Raw genomic sequence first — 19,279 nt, 5'->3', positions numbered from 1 at the left:
TGGTGGCGAGAAAGTTGATTCCCAGGTCAATGCCAACAATATGGTTGACCTTTGTAAGATCCAATTCAGAGAACTCTTTGGTCATGGAAATATGCAAAAACCACTTCTTATGTTTGTACACGAGCTTAGCCGTGCCCCATTTCCACGTCCCGTCAAAGAAGTGCTGCATGCCTCGCTTTTTGTAACGAAGCTTCACTCGTCCGTCCAGCGTATTTACGCTAAACCGATCATCGTTCAATGCGTAATCTCGATGCCATACCAGATCATATTCAGGACGTTTGAATTTGACCAAACTCCAATCGTGCCCGTTGGATCGTGCAGAAGTATAGCGGGCGATGACCGTTCTGATCACTGATTGCGCCATTTGACTTTTCAAACCAAAACGACTTCGCAGCTCTCGATAATACAAGTCATGGAGTGTGCGATAACGTAATTCTTTGGTTTGAAAGACAATAACTGAAAGATAATTACATGCTTTCCGATAGGCTTGAGTTGTCTTGATGAGCATTTCCGTATGTTCATACGGGACATAGATTTGGATTTTTGCTGTAATGGTAGACATTCGATTCACCTCTTCTCACTGCATTAATATATCATAGGATTCAGTGGGGAATGGTTAAATCTTCATGACGGAAGGAGGTAGCATGGAGCTTTCGGCTTTCGAGCTACCGATGGTAGCCCTTATGCCGAGCGCAATTCCTCACACGACTAAAGTCGCGTGTGTCCATGCGCGGTTATGAAGTCGGCACCTTGGATTGGGTAGTGGCCTTGCAACAATTGGTGGAATTGTTGAACGAAATCGCTACTCAAGTCGGTAAGAAGCTGTCGGCTGCGATCAAAAGTCAGCTTCAGCACTGGATTTTGGCTTTACCCAACTACATGTTCTTAATTCAAAAGATGAGGTATTTCAAATATTCCCTACATTCAGATATATGATTGATTTTGAAAATGGCTTAGGGCATCCCCCTTTTCAATTTTGTTAAGCCAGAAGATTGCGATCCACCGGTTGTTCTTGTTAAGTTGGGGGATGCACAAAAGCAGCGGAGAGAACGAAGCAATTCCGGAAAAGCGGAGCGTTCGCCTTTGGCCCGAAGGGTCAACAGCGATTGTAGGAATGCTTCGTTCTCGGAGCGTCTCCCCACGCACGACACAGGCACGAAAGAGTCCCCCGGTCAAGAGCCTTTCGGGACATCCACTTTTTTACTTACCATGACGGATTGTACTATGAAGTGTGACAGCTAAAAGCTTTGTAATCTGGATTACAGAAGAGCAAATTATAGTGATTTATGATGGATATGCAACATTGAAAGGAGGGGCAAAATGCTACATGATGAGGCGATGGAAAACATAACATCATTTTTGCCACAAATAAAGATATTTGAATCGCTTCCGGCAGAAATTATCCGTGAAATCGAACAATTAGTAACAAGATCAAATACGTATAAGCTTTCAAAAAACTCCATTCTTCAGACGCCCGATAATGAAAGGAATGGCTTGTTTTTCGTAATCGCCGGTAAACTTCGCTTCTACAAAACCAATTCGGCTGGCAAACAGCATACGGTCTGTATTCTAAGCGAAGGTGGCATGTTTGGCGAAGTTGAAACATTTTCATTGGGCACAAGAGGGACTTATGTGGAGACGATGGAAGACTCGATTGTTTTTTCGATTCCGACTGAACAATTCGAACCGCTTTTAGGTAAGTATCCTGAATTGTCTTTACGATTTTTATCGGATATAAGCAAACGCCTGCGAGCTCAGGAGGAATTGGTAGAAAAATTGGTTTTTAGGGATCTGCGTGGTAAAGTGCTTTACTTTCTCAACCGACTATCTCAAAAGTTCGGCATAGAAGAAAATGGATACTGGAAAATCGATATTCCCCTGACTCATCAGGAATTGGCCAATATGATCGGTGCCACAAGAGAAGCGGTGTCGCTTACCTTACAGGAGCTATCCAATGAAGGTATTCTCGTGACCAGTCGTAGAATGGTCATGATTCATATCGAAAAAGCGATGAAAGAACTGGATTGACGTAATGTAGATTACTGACGAATTATTCATCTCAGCGTTATGCTAAATGCCGTGAGGATACATTAATTTCATGGGAGGCATATAGTCATGGGGAAATTTGAAGGAAAGATAGTCGTTGTCACCGGAGGAACAAGCGGTATCGGACTTACGACGGCACAACGATTCGTTTCGGAGGGGGCCTACGTATTCATTACCGGCCGTAGACAAAGCGAGCTGGACGCGGCAGTAAAATTGATCGGTGACCGAGTGACCGGCGTTCAAGGTGACATTTCTAATTTGAAGGACCTGGACAAACTGTTTGATACGGTAAAGCAGGAGAAAGGACACCTGGATATTCTATTCGCAAACGCCGGAATTGGCAGCATTCTGCCCTTGGGTCAAATTACGGAAGAGCAGTACGACAAGACCTTCGACGTAAACGTAAAGGGTACTTTGTTCACTATCCAAAAGGCTTTGCCGCTGTTTCCAAATATGACCGGAACCATCATCTTAACCGGCTCGACGGCGGGTACGATCGGCGACCCAGGGTTTAGTGTCTACGGAGGTACCAAGGCGGCTCTCCGTCAGATGGCGAGGAACTGGATCATGGATTTGAAAGGCACAGGGATACGACTTAATGTACTGAGCCCTGGCGGGGTTCACACCCCAGCTTATGATGATCTGTTTGGCGAGGCGCTAAATCAATTCCTTGAATCGGCGAAGGATATGATTCCGCTAGGCCGCCTGGGCAAGACGGAGGAGATTGCCAGCGCGGTGATGTTTCTGGCCTCGGAGGAAAGCAGCTATGTGAACGGCATCGAATTGTTCGTAGACGGCGGTGTGGCTCAAATCTGACCTTGAATCAGAAGGGATGAATTGTATCGAATCAGGCAGAGGAGTCTATAGACGCTCTCTGCCTGTTTTTTTTATACTGCGTAGCTCCGGTACAATTCTGACTCCATCGGAATTAAGGCCAGCTTTCCTTCCCCATTGAAATGGATGCCCCAGCCGAGCTTCTTCGGCAGCATGCTTGCTCTAAGGCAGGCCTGTGAGTTACCCATTATAACCACTATTCAGCCTCTCCAGCTCAATGCTGGCAAGCAGGAACGGCGCCACACCCATTTGCGCGTCACTGACCACCTGCTCGCTGATATAATACTCATAGGAGCCATCCCGGTATTTCTTCCCGCCGAGTCCCGCCCCATGGCAGATGTGGTGCAGATGCACGCCTGCTTCATCCTCGCTGGCAAATTGCTGCAGAATGCCTGCATAAGCGCGTTCTACAACGCTGCGGTCCAGCTCTGCCAAATACTTCAGCCGCAGGCCTTTCGCCAGGGCATATGTCAGCATGCAGGAGGCGGAAGCCTCCAGATAATTGCCCTGCCTTCCGTTACAGTCCATCACCTGATACCACACACCGCTGTCCTGATCCTGTACGCGGGCCAGCGCGCAGGCCATCCGTTCAAATATGCCCATGATTTGCCCCCGCTGCGGGTGATCTGCCGGGAAATGCTCCAGCGCATCGACAATCGCCATCGCATACCAGCCCATGGCACGTCCCCAGACGTGGAAGGAACGCCCGGTGTCCTTGTCGCACCAGCGCTGCTCACGGCTCTCATCCCAAGCATGATGCAGCAGCCCGTTCTGCGAATTGCGGGTTTTCTGTTCGATCAGCAGAATCTGACGCGCCGCTTCGTCAAAGCCGGCCGGATCTTCGAACGTCTTCGCATATTCGGCCAGAAATGGAGAAGCCATATAGATGCCGTCCAGCCACATCTGGAACGGGTATATTTTTTTGTGCCAGAAGCCGCCCTCGCTTGTGCGCGGCTGTCCTTTGAGCTGCGTGTGCAGCAGCCGAATCGCCCGTTCATATTGCGCCGCATGGGTCCGTCTCCAGAGCGGGAACAGATTTTTGCCTTCGTTGATCATATCCAAGTTGTAGTCCTCTAGCGTATAGGTGGGGATCGAGCCATCCACTTCGATCAGTCCGTCTAGGTGATGCTTCACCATGTCGGAGTATTTCGTGTCACCGCTCCATTCTGCGGCACGCTCCAGAGCCAGCAGCGTCATGCCGGCTACATATCCCCATTTGTGCGCAATCTTCGGGTGGTTGCCGTCCACACATTCGGCCAGAAGCGTATCCGCGATTTTCACGGACCAAGGTCTGGTATTCGTTTCGGACACGGCTGTCATGGGTTCATCCTCCTTCATCGGTCATTCGCCCTGTATGGGCAGCTCATCCATCTTCTGTGGGAGATCCATCATATACACGTTGGCATACCCCGTCCGGTCACTCGTAAATAGAATCCGGTCCCCCTGCGGACTGAAGCGGGGATGGGCATGCACCTTCTGCGAATGAAAGCTGCACCGCAGCTCACACAGCACACGAGGCCCGTCATAAGAGCCGTCGTCCTTTTTCCGCCACAGGCTCAGTGTCTTCACATGCCCCTTACCGTCCACCACCGCCTGCGAGCCTCCGTCCTGATGCGCATGCCACGTATCAAAGGAGAAGTCCGTCTCCTCCATTCCGCTGTTGTCATAACGAATGCTGCCGAAGAAGTTGGTGCCATCCAGACGAAAGCCGTGATAGCCGATTCTCTGCCCGTCCGGGAAAAAGCACTCGTGCCCCACCTTCTCGCCGGGCTCCAGCCGCTCGCGGATTTTCCAGGCACGGCCTGTGCGCAGGTCCAATCCCCAGATGCGGTGATCCACCAGATGCCACGGACCTTCATGGCAAAAGGTCAGCAGCCACGGCTCCGTCGGTGATGCGTTGATATGCGTAATGAAGCAGCGGTCCTCGTACACCGTGCGGGCGCTGCCGGAATCAACGGCAATCGCCATAATACGGCTGACGGGAGCAGCCTCCATCAGCTCACGATGACCTACGTAGCCGTTGCCGAGATCCAGATCAAGCCTGTGCGACAGATCCTCCTGAATACAGGTGATCACTGACCTGCCGTCCGCCGCACAGCTTACATTCCCGATCTGAAAGCCTGACGGGCATTCATACAGTGTCCGCTCCTCCAGGGTGGTCAGATCCAGCCGTACCACTGCGCCGCCAAGTCTGACAAACACCCGGCTGCCGTCTGGCGACAAGCAGGCATCCAATTGATCGTTATCCGTATAGTCCGTCAATTGAGTCATTCGCCCGCTGTCCAGATGAATGGAGAACAGGTTGGTGCTGTTGCCCCGGTCTGAGATGAACAGCACACGTCTTTCCCCGTCATACCATCCATTCTCCGTAAAATATAAATGATGGCTGTGCGCTTTATAATCCGTTAGCTGCCTGACCGGCAGTCCGGTCATACGATCCTTGTACAGCCTCCATTCTGCAGGCCATTCCGTCCCTTTGCCCATTGTTCATCCCCTCCCGAAATCAGGTGCTCCAACGTGAAGATGCCGTCACGGCCAGCGGCTTGCCTCATCACCTGCAGCTCCCATTATAGCCATGGCTGCAAGCCCTCCCACTGCACCGACCAGCCGTCACCCACCGGAAAACCGGGGCAATCCCGCTCTTCGCCGGAAGCCCAGCCTGCCGCCATCATGGCGACCGCCGTCAGCAGCCCGCCGTTGCCCGGCAGATATGCCCATAGTCCCGGCCGCTGGTAATTGTGTCCATTGGGCAAATACGTATTTTTCACCGCATCCATCAGCAGGAAATCCACAGCAAGCTCCCTTTCGCCAAGCCGGGCCGCCGTCATCGCGCACATCGGGAAATCCCAGCCCCAGGCGGAGTCCCAATCCCAGCACGCCTTGACCTTGAGCAGTGTATTCCGCATCGTTGCCCGGTCAACCAGCGTGCCCGGCAGCAGTCCGAGTGCGCCAACCATGGACGGATGGTCATGATTCTTATCTGTAAACGTGTCTGGACAATGCTCATGCGCAAGATACACGCCGCCTTCCTGCCTCGGCTGCGCCATGCCGCCCGCCACCTGCGCCCACCTAGGGTTGGCAGACACACCCAGCCGCTCCGCCCATTTCACGGCAATGTCCAGCCCGAACCGCCAATACTCCAGCTCATAAGGCGGATTCATGCTCAGATGCATGGCGTGATTCTCCTGCGCAGGAATGAGCGGCGGTCCCAGCACATAGGCCTGCCGCTGTTCCTCCCAGTGGGCATACGATACCATGAAATCCGCCGCTTCAAATACGATGGCCTGATACCGCTGCAGTACCCCGGGATCGGCCTGATAGCACAGTTCAGCCAGCGCCATGGGATGCGGCTGCTGCCAGATCAGGCCTGGCGCAATAGGGGACGGCGACTGTCTGCCGTCGTAGCCGACCATCTTCGGCCAGCGTGCGCCTTCGTAGCCCTGCGAGCGCGCCAGCTCCCGGGCCCGGGGCAGAATGGACAGATACCAGTCCATGCTCTTCCGCAGCAGCTCCGCCCGGCCCCACAGCGGAAAATGAGCCGCATGCCACCAGTGCATCTCCAGATGCAGCTTGCCGAACCAACTGTTGTACATCAGGCCCGTTTCCTGCGGCGGAACCGTACCCGCGCTATGCAGCGCACACAGGTACTGGGACAGAACGACTCTCCGTTCCAGCTCAGCGGCACGAGGGTCCGTGCTGCCTTCGAAGCTGACGGCGGCTCCGCGGCTCCAGAAGGCTTCCCAGTGTATGGCGCTGGCTGCAAAAATCTCCTTCACCGGCTTCGTCTGCGGTGTCTCCGTCCCGAAGGCGGCCGCAAACTCCAGCACACCTGCGCCGTGCTCCGGCTTCAGCGTGAATTCATGTGGACCCGTCTGTTCGAGCTGCCCCGCAGACCATTGCCACTGCACGCTGTAGCCATCCTCATCCATCGTCCGCTCCAGCAGGGCTGTATTGGCGGTGTTCTCGGTCAGACGCGAGCAGTGTCTGTCGTCGTTTCCCCAGTCGGGGAACACCGACTTCGACCAGTTCCGATGCGTCATATCCGGTGCCGGAAAACACATGAAGACTTGCAGCCGCCCTTCCCACAGCAGCTCCGACTGTACTCGGACGCCCAGGCAGTCCCGGTGCGGATGGCAGGCCGTGACCACCTGCACTTCAGTCCCCCCGGCCAGGAAGCTGCTGTACAGAATTCCCGTCCATAAATTCAGCTCCTGCCTGATGGGTGCCACGTCAGAAGCGTCCATCTCCTGTCCGTCAGGATGCAGCAGACGAAAAGAAATTCGTCCCAGTTGAAGCCGATGCGGATTTTGGCGCAGCCAGTGATAGGCCTCCTCCTTGTCCTCAGGCTTCATTGGATAGCCCACCTTGCGACCGTAGGTTTCAAACGGCTGATACACCACGTCCTGCTCGTTATACATTTCATGCCCGCCGCTGCAATGCCAGCCCCAGTTCGATTGTGTGCCCAGAGGCACCTCATACAAATCCGGAAACGTCTGCAAGCCTGTAAAATCGGTACTGAACGCAAATTCCCCGCTTCCGACCGATAACGGCGACAAGGGCTCAATTCGTGTCAGCACCGGGTGATTCCGCTCAACAATCTGCTTTCTGTCCACTACACATACAGCCTCCTTTTCAGGATGCGACAGCCATCAGGGCGCGGCGTTTAGTCCGGCAGCGCTTCCTTGTGGCCACGCATCATTTCCCTGTATTTGCCTGGCGTAATATCCTTGTATTTGCGGTACACACGGATAAAGCTATTTTCATGCTGATAACCGACCATGGTAGCGATTTCGGAAATTTTGTAATCCGTCCGGATCAACAGCTCGCACGCATGCTCCATTCGCAGTCTGGTAAAGTAGCCATGAATCGTCTCGTTCATCTCCTGCTTGAATAGCTGGCTGGCGAGGCTGACGCTGATCCCTGTATGGTCCGCGATCTCCTGCACGCCCACCGGATCGTCCAGATGCTGCTGCATATAATCGATCATCTGGCGGCAGAGGATGAAATCCTTGCTCTCCTTCAGCCTGCCGTAGCTGGCGGCGAGCTCTTCCGCCTGCTGCCGCAAATAGGCGGCGGCGGACTCCAGATGCAGCGTGCAGAATACGGCCCCTTCGCCTTGCCCTGCCGCTGCGCCTTCCCGCCCTTGCCGGAGCCGCTTCAAGCCCGCATATAGAGACTCCATATAATGCACGGCCACGGCCGGGTACCATTCGTCTTCCCGGATCTGGCTGATCAGCTTATCCAGCACCGCCAAGGCCCGCTCACCGCTGCCCGCTTCCACCGCCTCCGCAAGTCTGGCCTGCAGCTCGGCTTCAGGCGGACGCTTCATCTCTACAGCCTGAGAATCCCCCGGTATCCCGCTAGAATCCATCACCTGCCCATAGCCCTTGTACAGTCTGTAGCTCAGCGCGGCTTCCGCATCGAACATCGCCTGCCGCAGATGCTCCGGCCCGTCCCCGCATATACTGATCCCTGCGGATACCTGAAATTTCAGCAGACGGAAAATCTCCGCCGATGCCTTGGCAAGTATGGCTTGCGCACCAGCCGGAATATCCGTTCCCGCCGGCTGCAGCAGCACCGCCATCCGATCTCGGCCCAGCTCGGAGGTCAGAATGAGCCAACCCTCCGCGAACAGCTCCACGATAATATTCGTGACGGCGAATTTCAGCAGTGAATGGTCTGACGGGGCGAACCGCTGGCTCCAGGCCGCATAATCGTCGATGGACACCATCACAACGGTTAGCGGCCCGCTATGCCAATCTTGGAAATACCGGCCCCATTTTCCGCTGATATCCCTGTGCCCTGTAATATTGCCTGCGTATATGTCTGCGAGCAGCTTGGAGGCGGCCTCCGGCATCGTCTGCCGCAAATGAACCGATAGCTGGGCATGGTCTGTCAGCAGCTCCCCGGTCATCCGCTCCAAATCATTCAGGTCATGGCTCACCCGCCGACGATCATAATTGCTGAACAACTGCCTCATACGACGGACAGGCCGAAAGGCTGCAGCATTGTAATAAGCAATCGCCAGAGCGCCGGTGACCAGCGCCGCAATCGACACTGTGATGACCGCATCACGGATCTTACGGGTATTGGACAGCAGGCTGTGCTGGGATACGACAGACAGATAACGCCAGCCGGTGACCGGCGATTCGATCTGAGTTGCCAGCAGCCTCCTTCCCCCGTGGTCAAGCTCACCGAGCCGCGCACCGTTCAGCTGCTGCACGGCCGCCTGCGCCGCTGCAGGGCCAAAGTCGAAGGTACCCAGCTCGTAGAGCGTATGCCCTGACGAATCCAGCACAAAACGGCGGCTGTCCAAATGGGATACGGAGGGCAGCAGCATATGCGAGAATAGCTGCGCAGGCTTAAAATTGATGGCAATGATCCCTCTTAGCTCGCCACGAATCATGATTTTCCGAAACAGCGTAATTTCTGAGCCGGCCGCAGCCGCCCCCGACGGTACGCTTCTTTTCTTGACCAGCATCATTCGGTCACCGAACTCCTCTGCCTTGAGCTTCGTCCATCGGGAATCGGCGAAATTGGCGGTGCTGGAGCTGTAGCCCTGCGGAAAAGCCACCATGCTTTCCCGCTCCACATCATAAATGTAAGCGCTTTTAATATAGGCTGTGCTGTTGACCATCGTATTCAGAAACTGCACCAATTCCGTAATGTTTCCGTACGAAGCCTGATGGTCACTGGTCAAAAACTGATACACTCGATCGTTTAATGCGATCTTGGCAGCGAGCTGATCGCTCTCCCGGATATATTCATCAATGGAATTCATGCCGATGCGTAGAATCTGGTGCTGGGGCTCGCTCAGCTCCTCCTGCAGCACGGCTTTGGACGTATAATACGCCGACATGCCCACTGCGGTAATAATCACGAACACGGCAGCCGTCAGCACCACGAGCAAGCGGGTTTGAGTATTCGCCAAACTGCCTTTCAACCATTGGACAAAGGACCGGGTCATCGCTGTCTCCCACCTTATTTAAGCAGTATAACGCTATTATACTGCTCGCCTGGCTTTGTTACGACCCGTTACGACCCGGTAATACGAATTTGCAGCCTAAATGGCAGCTTCGTCATGGAGCTTACTTTGTGTGCGCTTGCTGCATGGCCCACGCCTCCAGACCAGCCAGCAAAACAATGCCGATGCCGTGCGTATCATTCAGATTCCAGGTCAGCTCATGCTTGTAATATGAATTGGAGAAGGAATAGCTGGACCCCCTGCATACCCCGTAGACATTGCCGAATTTATCGATCGCCCGTGCACGGAGCCCTGCCCATCCCTGCAGTGCGGCCTGCCTGTAGACCTCAGGGGTCGCCAGCCAGCCAAGCCGCACGCCGCGTGCAAAGGCATAGATGAACATGGATGTGCAGGAGGCCTCTTCATAGGATTCGGGGTCTGTCAGCACCTGATGCCATAATCCGTTCTCCCCCTGAAGCGGCAAGTAACCGGCACACAGCTCCTTGTAAAATTGCATCAGCGCTGCATGGGATGCATGCTCCTCTGGCAGCACAGTCAGCAGCTCGGTCAGTGAGAACAGCACCCAGCCGTTGCCTCTTCCCCAAGGCGTCAGCGTCGGCTGGCCCTTCTCCACATGATAGACATGCGACATGATTTGCAGCTCCGGCATATACAGATACTTTTTGTACAAGAGCACCTGCTGTGCCGCCTCATCCAGCGCGCTTGCATCCTCCGCCCACTTGGCGTACCGGCACAGGAATGGAATGCTCATATACAGGTCATCACACCACATTGTATTGTCCATCATGCGGGATACGCCGATCTTGCGGTACAAGGTGCCGCACGCCAAGCGGCTCTGCTGCTTCAGAATATAGTCGGCAATATGCTCTGCCGCGGCGCGGACGCCTTCCAGCTCCCTTTCCTCATTAGCAAGCAGCATCAGAGCCCCGAAGGAGCCGCAATCATCCAGGCTGTCGATATGGGATAGCTGGTTATTCAAGCCTGCCGCCCCATAACGCTGTCTGTCCCATAACGAATATTCAAACCGGGAGGCGGCAAATTTGACGTGCTCCACCACGTATTCAAGCAGGTCAGACCGCTTCAGCGTTCTAGCGAGCTGCAGCAATCCGTACAGCGTCACCCCGAGCGGATAATTCCACCTGCCGAACCACTCATTTTCAAGAAACGGCCGGACCTCTCCTCCACGCTGGCCGGTGCGCCAGTAGACCTCTTCACCAGTCAGGCTGCGCGCCGTTCTGGTCATCGACCGGTACAGGGACAGGTCCACCTGCTGCCCGATACCGAAGGGACCCAGATACAGCCAGGCTCCCCGGTATCCCTTCACCTCGACCGGCGCGGACAGCAGCTTTACCACAGCTTCCTCCAGCCGAAAGCCCCAGCCAGACTCCCCGCACTCACAGCGGACGGTCAGGTCAAACCTCGGCGGCATGTCATTCAACTCCACCCGAAGAGGACCGGGTGCATCCTGGCGGTACACCTCTTTATCGTTCACGATCAGCCGGACCGGGCTATATGCTTCTCCCTCCAGGACGAAGGGTGCCTGCCACTCGTGCAAACGACGGTCTACCTTGGTCCAGGCATAAGCGGCTGTTCCCTGCTCCTGCTGCCCATATATGGACAGCAACTGGCCCGTCGCTCCGCTTATGCCCTCGTCTTCCTCCCGTTCCGGCAGCCATTTCACGCCTATCATCCCTTCCGCCGCAGGCCCGGCGGGAATAAAGGGCGGCTCTTCATCCAGAGGCTCCGTATACAGCCAGCCTTCCTCACCGTCACGCTCTGAGGATGGCACCACAAAGTGCAGCGGTTGGTTCTTCCGTGAGCTGGTGCCGAACAACCCTCCGCAGCCCTTCTCCCCTTTGCGGAATTCCAGGACGACGTAATTCCACCCTGCAGTCAAATGGAGGCGAAGCCGCAGCATGGGGGCTGGCAGAAACTCTTCATCCGGCGAGGAGCCGTACATGAACCTGCCGTTATGATACAGTCTGACAGGCCCGTGACAGGTGATCTGGAACAGAAAATCATGCTCGCTCTCGCTCCACACCTTCCCCCACGCATACACCTTCTGCCCCGCCTTCATCCCGGGAAATAGGGTATCCAACGGGAACGTATACCGGTGATCCTCTGCCTTGCGGATCGGGCTAAGCCGGGTCACCCGATATACAGGCGGATGTGGCGGATTGGCGCCCGTGTACCTTCCGGCGATGGTCAGCAGCGTATGCGCGAACTCGTCTCCCCCCTGGCAAGCGATACTCATTTCCGGGGCAATATAGCCTTCTCTCAGCATTTCCGCTCCTCCTTGACTCCGTCTTCTGGGGCATCGCTCATTATTTCACTTTCTCGTACCATGCCTGCACTCTCTCCGTGACCTGATCACCGCCGGAAGCCTTCCATTTCGCTACAAATTCGTCGAACGCCTCCAGCGGCAGCTCGCCAATCACGATCTTCGTCAAATATTCCTGGAACAGCTTATGGGACTGAATATCTGGAAAGCCTTCATATACGTTGGCCGGCAGACCGTCACCCGCAATACGGCGCGCATCGGCTGTGCTGACGACAAACATATCCTTCACCATCTGCCGCTGCTCCTTAGGGTAGGTTTCATCAATGCGCTTATCCATGTCCTCGGCGGTGGTAAAGTTCTTCATCGCCAGCGCGAGCGGCCTGTCGTCGGCCGGAGGGAGAATGACCTTCTCGCCATTCTTCACTACATAATGCTGTCCTTCAATTCCATAGCGGACAAACTCCTCGTTGGCAGGATCATAAAAGAAATCCAGCAGCTTCAGAGCGTTGGGCGCATTTGGCTCCGCTACCGCCGGAATCATCCATTCCGGTTCGCCCATGCTCTTCTGGGTGACAAAGCCATCCAAGCCCTCCACCTTCGGAATCGGCATAGCCGCAATGTAGGCATCCGGCGCCTGGGTCAATATCGCGTTATAACGGTCGCGCACGTTGGCGGGCAGGTGGTACCAGCTTCCCACCACGTTATTGTTGATCTTGGCCTGCCATACCTCTCCTTTATTCAGGAAGGTCTCGTTATCAAGCAGCTTTTCCTCATACAGCATGCGAATGAACTTAATTGCTTCTTTCATATTTTCGGTGACGCCCGCGTACTGGATTTGTCCGTCATAGATATCCCATTCGGGGTATCCCTCCCACATGGCCACCCCGTGCATGGCGAATAAATGGTCCATCCAGCGCCCGAATTCCCGTCCGCTCGTCGGCAGCTCATCCTTCTTGCCGTTGCCGTTCGGGTCCTTGTCACGGAACGCTTTCAGCAGCTCTACATAATCCTCGGCCGTCTCCGGCATCTTCATGCCGACCTTGTCAATCCAGTCCTTGCGGATGAGCGGGGCCCGCTCCGGCACGAGAAACACCTTGGGCACATAGTAGATTTTCCCGTCCTCCGAGGCGGAGCGCACAATATCCCATGCCTCCTTGGGAATCATCTTCCAGATGTTGGGGGCATATGTCGGCAGCAGATCATCCAGCGGCAGCGCGCCGCCCTGCTGGATCAGCGTCTGCTCCACACCGCCTATGGGACGCAGAATGTCCGGCAGCTCGCCTGACGCGATCATCAGGTTCAGATACTCCGCAGGCTCCGAGCCGGGTGGCGTCGTCATCAGCTCGTATTCCACCCCCGTCTTCTCGGCAACGTACTTTACATGTGGATCACTGGGGCCAGGAATGGTGCCTATGCCCATATGACTCTTGAACACCTTAACCTTCACCGCGCCCGGATTTTCGCTGCTCGTCTGCGGTTCTCCGCTTCCGCTTCCCCCGGTTCCGCCGCTGCAGCCGCCGAGCACCAGCAGAGCCAGCAGCAGCGTGCACCCTGTTCTCCAGGCTGTCGTCCGTATCTTCCGTATCATGCGAATCCCCCTTAGGATGTTGATCCATGGTCAGCCCATGCCTTGTTTTCACCTATTCCTTCAAGGAGCCAAGCAGAGCCCCTTTGACAAAATACTTCTGCAAATAAGGATACACCAGAATAATGGGAACGCTTGCAAAAATAATCGTGGCCGCCTTTAGCGTCGTCGTATTGTAATCGTAATCCCCCAGCAGCATATTGACCTGTGACAGCTCTTCCGGGCTCGTCAGGTAAGCTCTTAGCTTCATCTGCAAGGGCCACAGCCCCGGATCACGCAGAAACAGCACGGCACGCTGGAACGTATTCCAATAACCGACGGCATAGAACAGGCTGACCGTTGCCAGTACAGGCTTCGAAAGCGGCAGGTACATCTGGAACAGAATGCGGAAATCGTTGCACCCGTCAATCCGGGCCGAATCATCCAGCTCCTTGGGCAGACCCATGAAAAAAGTACGCAAAATGATCATGTTGAAGGTTCCGATCACCCCCGGAATAATGAGCGCCCAGAGCGAGTTCATCATGCCCAGCTCCCGCACGGTCAGGAAAAAAGGAATCATCGGCGCGTTGAAGATCATCGTAATGACGATCGCCAGCATGACAGGCCTGCGCAGCAGAAATTCCCTGCGCGACAGCGGGAAAGCCGTCAGCACCGAAAACAGCATGCTGAGCGCCGTGCCAACAACGGTAATCAGCACCGTAATCCCAAACGACTGCCACAGCCCGGCATTCTGCAAAATATGCTCCCACGAAGCGGTTGTAAATTCGACCGGCAGCAGGAACACAGCCTTGGAATCTGCGGCAATCGGCGAGCTGAGCGAAACGGCCAGCAGATGAAGCAGCGGAATAATCATCGTTAATGCGGCGGCGGCCAGCAGCACATAGTTCAGGATCTGAAAGCCTTTCTCTCCGGCGGTCCGTTTCATCACCACAGCCCCTCTCCCGACTTTTTCGCCAGTCTGTTAAAGATCCACAGCAGAATGAAGCCGATGACCGACTGGAATACACCAATGGCCGTTGTCACACTGTATTGTCCCTGCAGCACCCCTGAGCGGTACACGTAGGTCTCAATGATATCCCCGACGGAATAGGTCATCGGTGTCAGCAGGTTGTAGATCTGGTCAAAGCCCAGCTCCAGGAAGTTGCCGATGTTCAGCAGGAACAGAATCAAGGCCGTCGGGAACAGGGAGGGCAGCGTAATGTACAGGGTCTGCTTCCAGCGGTTGGCTCCATCCACAACGGCTGCTTCATATTGGCTGGGATCGATGCCGCTGAGCGCCGCCAGATAAATGATCGTGCCCCAGCCGACCTCCTTCCAGATCGAGGACAGTACGACAATGGTGCGGAAATACTGCTCTTCCTGCATATACAGGACCGGTTCGAAGCCGAACCAGCCGCGCATGGTGTTGACAATGCCGCCTCCAGCCAGCACCTCGAAGACAATGCCGCCAACAACAACCCATGACAGAAAATGCGGTAGATAGAACAGGCTCTGCATTACGCGTTTTGCCAGCATCAGCCTCACTTCATTGAACAGAAGCGCAAGCAATATCGGTGCCGGAAACCCGACAACCAATTGGTAAAGCGCTATCAAAGCCGTGTTGCGCAAAACCTGGTAAAAATCCTGATACGTGAATATGAACTTGAAGTTGTCGAGCCCTACCCACGGGCTGTTGAGGATACCCTTGAATATTTGGTAATCCTGAAAGGCGATAACGCTTCCCGCGAGCGGGACATACTTAAATACGATATAAAACAGAATTCCAGGCATGATCATAACATACAGCATCCAATGCTTGCGGATATTGTGCGTGTAACGGTTTCCCGCCATCAGCTCCTGCCCCCTTTCTCGTTGAATGATTCTGGTTGATTGCTCACCCTGATGTTATGAAACCCTCCTGTGACAGGCAACCGTGCAATCTGCCACGGGATGAGCTATTCGTTGATATGCCGGGGAATTGCAGGATCGGTTAGGCTGCTGGTGGATCGGTTAGGCAGAACAGCAGAACAGTGGAGCATGCACGGAGGCGCTTTTTGAGCTAAAATAGATAGGCCTTGAAATTTAAATACGGGGGTGCATCAACCATGGATGCTACAGATCAGCGCATTCTCGAAATGCTTCAACAGAATAGCCGTATGACCAGCTCAGAGATCAGCAAGACCATTCGCCTGTCCGTGCCTGCGGTGGCCGAAAGAATCCGCAAGCTGGAGAGCAGCGGTGTTATCGACCGCTTTACCGTCAAGCTGAACCGCCACACACTGGGACAGCACTGCCTGGTATACATATTCGTAGTTGTTCAGGGAAGCGAAGAATCACATCAATTCAGACAGAAAATTATTGAATCCGAATATGTGCTGGAGTGCCATCACACGGCAGGCGATTACGACTATCTGCTGAAGGTATCCCTTCCGGATATCCAGTCGCTTGAGCAATTTATTTCCGACACGCTCCAGAGCAAACACTCCGTCACCAAGACGAACACCGTGTTTATCCTGTCTACTTTAAAAGACGAGTAATTATTGTTTTCTTCTCCTCATACAGGTTAAGGTAATAAGATACATGATTTATTATCCAAATGAGGAAACCAAGGAGGAAGCAATGCACACACGGATTCTATTACTGCTGACCGTCGTGGTCCTTGCCTTGATGGCCGCCTGCTCCGGCAATACGAAGGATAATACACCTAATGATCCTGCGCCTGCCGGGCAAGAAGCGCCATCTGCCGAAGAACCCTCTACCGAGGAGCCATCTGATCCTGCGGCCGAGGAGCCTGCTCAAGGCTCCAATGAGCAGCCAGCCGGTAACGATGAGGGCACCCAGCCGGATCTGTTTGAAAGCGGAGTTTTCATTGACTGGAATAGCGTGGAGGACCCACTGCTCGATGATAAGCTTAAAGCCACGCTGCAAGCGTTCCTTACCGCTGTCACCAAGCCGGATGAGGCAGGCTACGAAAGGTTATTTCCGAATCATGCCACAGAAGATCATGCAGATTTCAGAGATGTGCTGGAGAAACCGATGAATTACCGGTTTGAAGAGGTCGGTAAGGCGATTGAGGAAGCAGGCAGAATTCTTGTTCCGGTGTCCGGGACCTCCCGTGACGATGTATTCGGGGTCAGGGAATTCAGTAACAATCTGTATTTCAAGCAGAATGAGCAGAACGAATGGGAAGTTATTCTGATTGACTAAAATAGCAGGCATCCTTGGAGAACAAGGTGCCTGCTTTTCATTTTCAAAAACGACGAGCATACTTTGCTATAATAGAGCAAGCGAGCTTATTTCGATGAGACACTGTTCTCGGAAAGTCAGGTGTTCTGAACATGCCGGAAAAAAGCATTATTTTCTTTGATATCGACGGTACATTATTGGACCATAACAAGGAACTGCCCGTCAGCGCCGAGCAAGCGGTATGGGCTCTGAAAGAGCTGGGCCATGAGGTGGCTATTGCGACCGGTCGGGCGCCCTTCATGTTCGCGGATATCCGCGAACGGCTCGGCATCGATACATTCGTCTGTTACAACGGGCAGTATGTGGTGCTTCATGGCGAGCTGATCTACTCCCGACCGCTGAACAAGGAGGCGCTTCATGACATGACGGAGCTTGCCCTGCGGCATGACCATGCTGTTATCTATATGGGCAACGAAGCCATGAAGGCCAACGTGCCCAATGACGAATTTGTCGCCAAAAGCATGAACACCTTCAAGCTGAAGATTGTGCCTGAGCATGATCCGCTTTATTACCACGGACGGGAAATCTACCAATCGCTGCTCATGTGCCAGGCGGAGGAGGAGCCGTTCTATGAGGCCGTGTGCAAGGACTTCGATTTTGTGCGCTGGCATCCCAATTCTGTAGACGTAGTGCCTGCCGGGGGCTCCAAGGCCATCGGCATCCGCCAAATCACGGACAGACTGGGCATCGCGCCTGAGCATCAATACTGCTTCGGGGACGCCCTGAACGATGTACAGATGCTGACCATGATTACCAACAGCGTCGCTATGGGCAACGGAGTGCCTGAAGCCAAGGCTGCGGCCAAATATGTAACCAAGCCGGTGGACGAGGACGGAATACTGCACGGCTTGAGGATGGTCGGGCTGCTTATGTGATAGTTAGCCATAAATCGGGTAGTCGGCTACCCCTTAGTTGGGGTAGCCGACTCCGGGTAGAAGGGCCACCCAACTGATGGACCCGCCTTGTGGCGTGCCTTCTTCGCTGGTGTGGATTCTGCTCTCCGGCCATCCCGCTGACCGCCTTCAGCTCACCAGGCTTAATATTGTAAGGACCCTTTGGTTTGGGAAGGCTGTACCGATCTTCTTTTTAGGAAAATTTTGATAATTCATAGCATCAGTACTTGACAGTCAAGCCGCCCGTCGATCGTCGCAAGGCATGTGAACTCGCTGTCATGTGAACTCGCTGTCCGGGGGCTTTGCATGATTATCCCGTTGGATCAGGTAAAGACAAAGGTAAAGAGAAACAGAAACAGAAACAGAAAACCGGGAACTGAAATATACTTTAGACACGCTAAAGAAAATAACGGATCAAATGAGGCACGAAAATGTCTGTGGTTACGCGATTCAGGGCCATTGAATGGGTCTATTATTTTTGGATGTGCCTTATGGAGAAGCAGATCGGTTCGAGATCATGAGACAATCTTAGGAGAAGCAGAGCGTTTAGGTGATGTGAAACCGGACCGAAAGAGAAGGCGGGAGAAAAGCAAGGCACCGAAAAAAATAAAAAGACCCGGGTCCTCGTTGCCGCTTGAACCTGAATTTTTCCGATTTCCTCGTTCATGCTAACCCACACCGTTCAAGCAACGCACATCATGCTAACCTTCCCTCGTTCAAGCACTGCGATCAGGCAGCAGCCGCAAGAGGCTGATCCGTTTGGCGTGCGATCATCCGACGGTAGGTAATCGCCGGAATCGCCACACCGATGTACAGCAACTTCTGCTGCATCGTTCCTTCCGCTCCGGACAGGTGCAGTCGGCGGCGTCCAGTATACTCGTTGAGGTACGCCTGCAGGTGCTTTGGTCCCAAGGCTACATACGTACTCTTCAGCGATTTCCACGCCTCTCTCACCACTTTCCGTAAAGGTGTATACAGCCGATAGGCTTGAGGGAACGATTGTACCGCCGATGTACGAACATCTACCTGTTCATGGATGAACGCAGCGAGTTCGTGACGATTCGCTCCGTTCCCCTCTCCCCTCATCTGGGGGACCAGGCGGATTTTGACCTGCTCCAGCTCGCCCGACTCCGTGACCGTGCACCCAGCTACGACTGCCGAAGCATGCGGATGAGGAAACTGAGGCCGGGACGGATTACGCCCATACAGGTCGCTGTTCACCTTCACGTCTCCGCGGAGCAGCTCCCGGGCATCGAACTCCCCGATGGCATGGCGGATTTTGTGCAGCATCAACCAGGCGGTTTTGTAGGTGACCTGGATCACCTGGCTCAGCCGCATCGCCGAGATGCCGTCGGGCAGCAGGAACAATTCCAGCGCCTGGAACCACTTGGTCAGAGGGAGATGGGTTCGTTCAAAAATCGTGCCGACCA

General features: G+C 54.3%; 16 protein-coding genes and 1 pseudogene. 6 read left to right on the top strand and 11 right to left on the bottom strand.

The window, feature by feature from the left end; all coding sequences use genetic code 11:
• Positions 1-562: nuclease/transposase family protein (locus OIN60_RS17390; RefSeq protein ID WP_503122964.1), on the bottom strand; the 562-nt coding region annotated here is incomplete at its 3' end.
• A 176-nt stretch (positions 563-738) separates the two neighbouring features.
• On the opposite strand from OIN60_RS17390, the pseudogene OIN60_RS22740 reads away from it, so the two are divergent.
• The 3 genes and pseudogenes from OIN60_RS22740 to OIN60_RS17380 form a co-directional block, all read left to right on the top strand.
• A pseudogene (locus OIN60_RS22740) lies at positions 739-936 on the top strand (hypothetical protein); the annotation flags it as partial.
• A gap of 384 nt (positions 937-1,320) precedes the next feature.
• Positions 1,321-2,028 carry a Crp/Fnr family transcriptional regulator gene (locus tag OIN60_RS17385; RefSeq protein WP_305756137.1) on the top strand — a complete coding sequence of 236 codons (708 nt, stop codon included), beginning with the start codon at positions 1,321-1,323 and terminating at the stop codon, positions 2,026-2,028.
• An 87-nt stretch (positions 2,029-2,115) separates the two neighbouring features.
• Positions 2,116-2,862: an SDR family NAD(P)-dependent oxidoreductase gene (locus OIN60_RS17380; RefSeq protein WP_305756136.1), complete on the top strand. Its 747-nt coding sequence runs from the start codon at positions 2,116-2,118 to the stop codon at positions 2,860-2,862.
• A 71-nt stretch (positions 2,863-2,933) separates the two neighbouring features.
• On the opposite strand, the gene OIN60_RS17375 is transcribed toward OIN60_RS17380, so the two are convergent.
• The 9 genes from OIN60_RS17375 to OIN60_RS17335 form a co-directional block, all read right to left on the bottom strand.
• A complete protein-coding gene (locus tag OIN60_RS17375) occupies positions 2,934-3,068 on the bottom strand; it encodes a DUF6157 family protein (protein WP_370872528.1) in 135 nt (44 codons plus the stop codon).
• Complete coding sequence (locus OIN60_RS17370; protein ID WP_305756135.1) at positions 3,061-4,200, bottom strand: glycoside hydrolase family 88/105 protein; 1,140 nt, start codon at positions 4,198-4,200, stop codon at positions 3,061-3,063. Before OIN60_RS17370 ends, OIN60_RS17375 begins: the two co-directional genes overlap by 8 nt.
• A 21-nt stretch (positions 4,201-4,221) precedes the next feature.
• Entirely contained in the window at positions 4,222-5,364 is a 1,143-nt protein-coding gene (locus OIN60_RS17365) for an oligogalacturonate lyase family protein (protein ID WP_305756134.1), read from the bottom strand.
• An 83-nt stretch (positions 5,365-5,447) separates the two neighbouring features.
• A complete protein-coding gene (locus OIN60_RS17360) occupies positions 5,448-7,493 on the bottom strand; it encodes a glycoside hydrolase family 65 (protein ID WP_305756133.1) in 2,046 nt (681 codons plus the stop codon).
• 50 nt (positions 7,494-7,543) lie between these two features.
• Positions 7,544-9,847, bottom strand: a complete 2,304-nt coding sequence (locus OIN60_RS17355; protein ID WP_305756132.1) for a helix-turn-helix transcriptional regulator — start codon at positions 9,845-9,847, stop codon at positions 7,544-7,546.
• A 121-nt stretch (positions 9,848-9,968) separates the two neighbouring features.
• The gene (locus OIN60_RS17350; protein WP_305756131.1) at positions 9,969-12,149 is read right to left on the bottom strand and encodes a glycoside hydrolase family 88/105 protein; all 2,181 of its coding nucleotides are present in this window, start codon (positions 12,147-12,149) and stop codon (positions 9,969-9,971) included.
• A gap of 40 nt (positions 12,150-12,189) precedes the next feature.
• Positions 12,190-13,734, bottom strand: coding sequence for an extracellular solute-binding protein (locus OIN60_RS17345; RefSeq protein ID WP_305756130.1), 1,545 nt, complete (start codon positions 13,732-13,734; stop codon positions 12,190-12,192).
• 52 nt (positions 13,735-13,786) lie between these two features.
• Positions 13,787-14,656, bottom strand: a complete 870-nt coding sequence (locus OIN60_RS17340; protein ID WP_305756138.1) for a carbohydrate ABC transporter permease — start codon at positions 14,654-14,656, stop codon at positions 13,787-13,789.
• Complete coding sequence (locus OIN60_RS17335; protein WP_305756129.1) at positions 14,656-15,561, bottom strand: ABC transporter permease; 906 nt, start codon at positions 15,559-15,561, stop codon at positions 14,656-14,658. Before OIN60_RS17335 ends, OIN60_RS17340 begins: the two co-directional genes overlap by 1 nt.
• Positions 15,562-15,815: 254 nt before the next feature.
• Between OIN60_RS17335 and OIN60_RS17330 the strand changes: the two genes are divergently transcribed.
• The 3 genes from OIN60_RS17330 (at position 15,816) to OIN60_RS17320 (ending at position 17,831) form a co-directional block, all read left to right on the top strand.
• Entirely contained in the window at positions 15,816-16,247 is a 432-nt protein-coding gene (locus OIN60_RS17330) for an Lrp/AsnC family transcriptional regulator (protein ID WP_305756128.1), read from the top strand.
• A gap of 82 nt (positions 16,248-16,329) precedes the next feature.
• On the top strand, positions 16,330-16,917 hold the full coding sequence (locus OIN60_RS17325; protein WP_305756127.1) for a hypothetical protein: 588 nt from the start codon (positions 16,330-16,332) through the stop codon (positions 16,915-16,917).
• Positions 16,918-17,048: 131 nt separating this feature from the next.
• Positions 17,049-17,831, top strand: a complete 783-nt coding sequence (locus OIN60_RS17320) for a Cof-type HAD-IIB family hydrolase (RefSeq protein WP_305756126.1) — start codon at positions 17,049-17,051, stop codon at positions 17,829-17,831.
• Positions 17,832-18,578: 747 nt separating this feature from the next.
• Here the strand turns inward: OIN60_RS17320 and OIN60_RS17315 are convergent.
• On the bottom strand, positions 18,579-19,279 hold a 701-nt coding region (locus tag OIN60_RS17315), incomplete at its 5' end, for a hypothetical protein (protein ID WP_305756125.1).

Origin of the sequence: Paenibacillus zeirhizosphaerae, assembly GCF_030705605.1 — a bacterium.
GTDB classification, from domain to species: domain Bacteria; phylum Bacillota; class Bacilli; order Paenibacillales; family Paenibacillaceae; genus Paenibacillus; species Paenibacillus zeirhizosphaerae.
The sequence above is the reverse complement of the archived record's forward strand: the minus strand, read 5'-3'. Positions and strand labels throughout refer to the sequence as shown.

Bases quoted from the DNA above. Each gene is read 5' to 3' on its own strand.
- OIN60_RS17385 (WP_305756137.1), top strand. From the start codon at position 1,321: ATGCTACATGATGAGGCGATGGAAAACATAACATCATTTTTGCCACAA.
- OIN60_RS17380 (WP_305756136.1), top strand. From the start codon at position 2,116: ATGGGGAAATTTGAAGGAAAGATAGTCGTTGTCACCGGAGGAACAAGC.
- OIN60_RS17375 (WP_370872528.1), bottom strand. From the start codon at position 3,068: ATGGGTAACTCACAGGCCTGCCTTAGAGCAAGCATGCTGCCGAAGAAG.
- OIN60_RS17370 (WP_305756135.1), bottom strand. From the start codon at position 4,200: ATGACAGCCGTGTCCGAAACGAATACCAGACCTTGGTCCGTGAAAATC.
- OIN60_RS17365 (WP_305756134.1), bottom strand. From the start codon at position 5,364: ATGGGCAAAGGGACGGAATGGCCTGCAGAATGGAGGCTGTACAAGGAT.
- OIN60_RS17355 (WP_305756132.1), bottom strand. From the start codon at position 9,847: ATGACCCGGTCCTTTGTCCAATGGTTGAAAGGCAGTTTGGCGAATACT.
- OIN60_RS17350 (WP_305756131.1), bottom strand. From the start codon at position 12,149: ATGCTGAGAGAAGGCTATATTGCCCCGGAAATGAGTATCGCTTGCCAG.
- OIN60_RS17345 (WP_305756130.1), bottom strand. From the start codon at position 13,734: ATGATACGGAAGATACGGACGACAGCCTGGAGAACAGGGTGCACGCTG.
- OIN60_RS17340 (WP_305756138.1), bottom strand. From the start codon at position 14,656: ATGAAACGGACCGCCGGAGAGAAAGGCTTTCAGATCCTGAACTATGTG.
- OIN60_RS17335 (WP_305756129.1), bottom strand. From the start codon at position 15,561: ATGGCGGGAAACCGTTACACGCACAATATCCGCAAGCATTGGATGCTG.
- OIN60_RS17330 (WP_305756128.1), top strand. From the start codon at position 15,816: ATGGATGCTACAGATCAGCGCATTCTCGAAATGCTTCAACAGAATAGC.
- OIN60_RS17325 (WP_305756127.1), top strand. From the start codon at position 16,330: ATGCACACACGGATTCTATTACTGCTGACCGTCGTGGTCCTTGCCTTG.
- OIN60_RS17320 (WP_305756126.1), top strand. From the start codon at position 17,049: ATGCCGGAAAAAAGCATTATTTTCTTTGATATCGACGGTACATTATTG.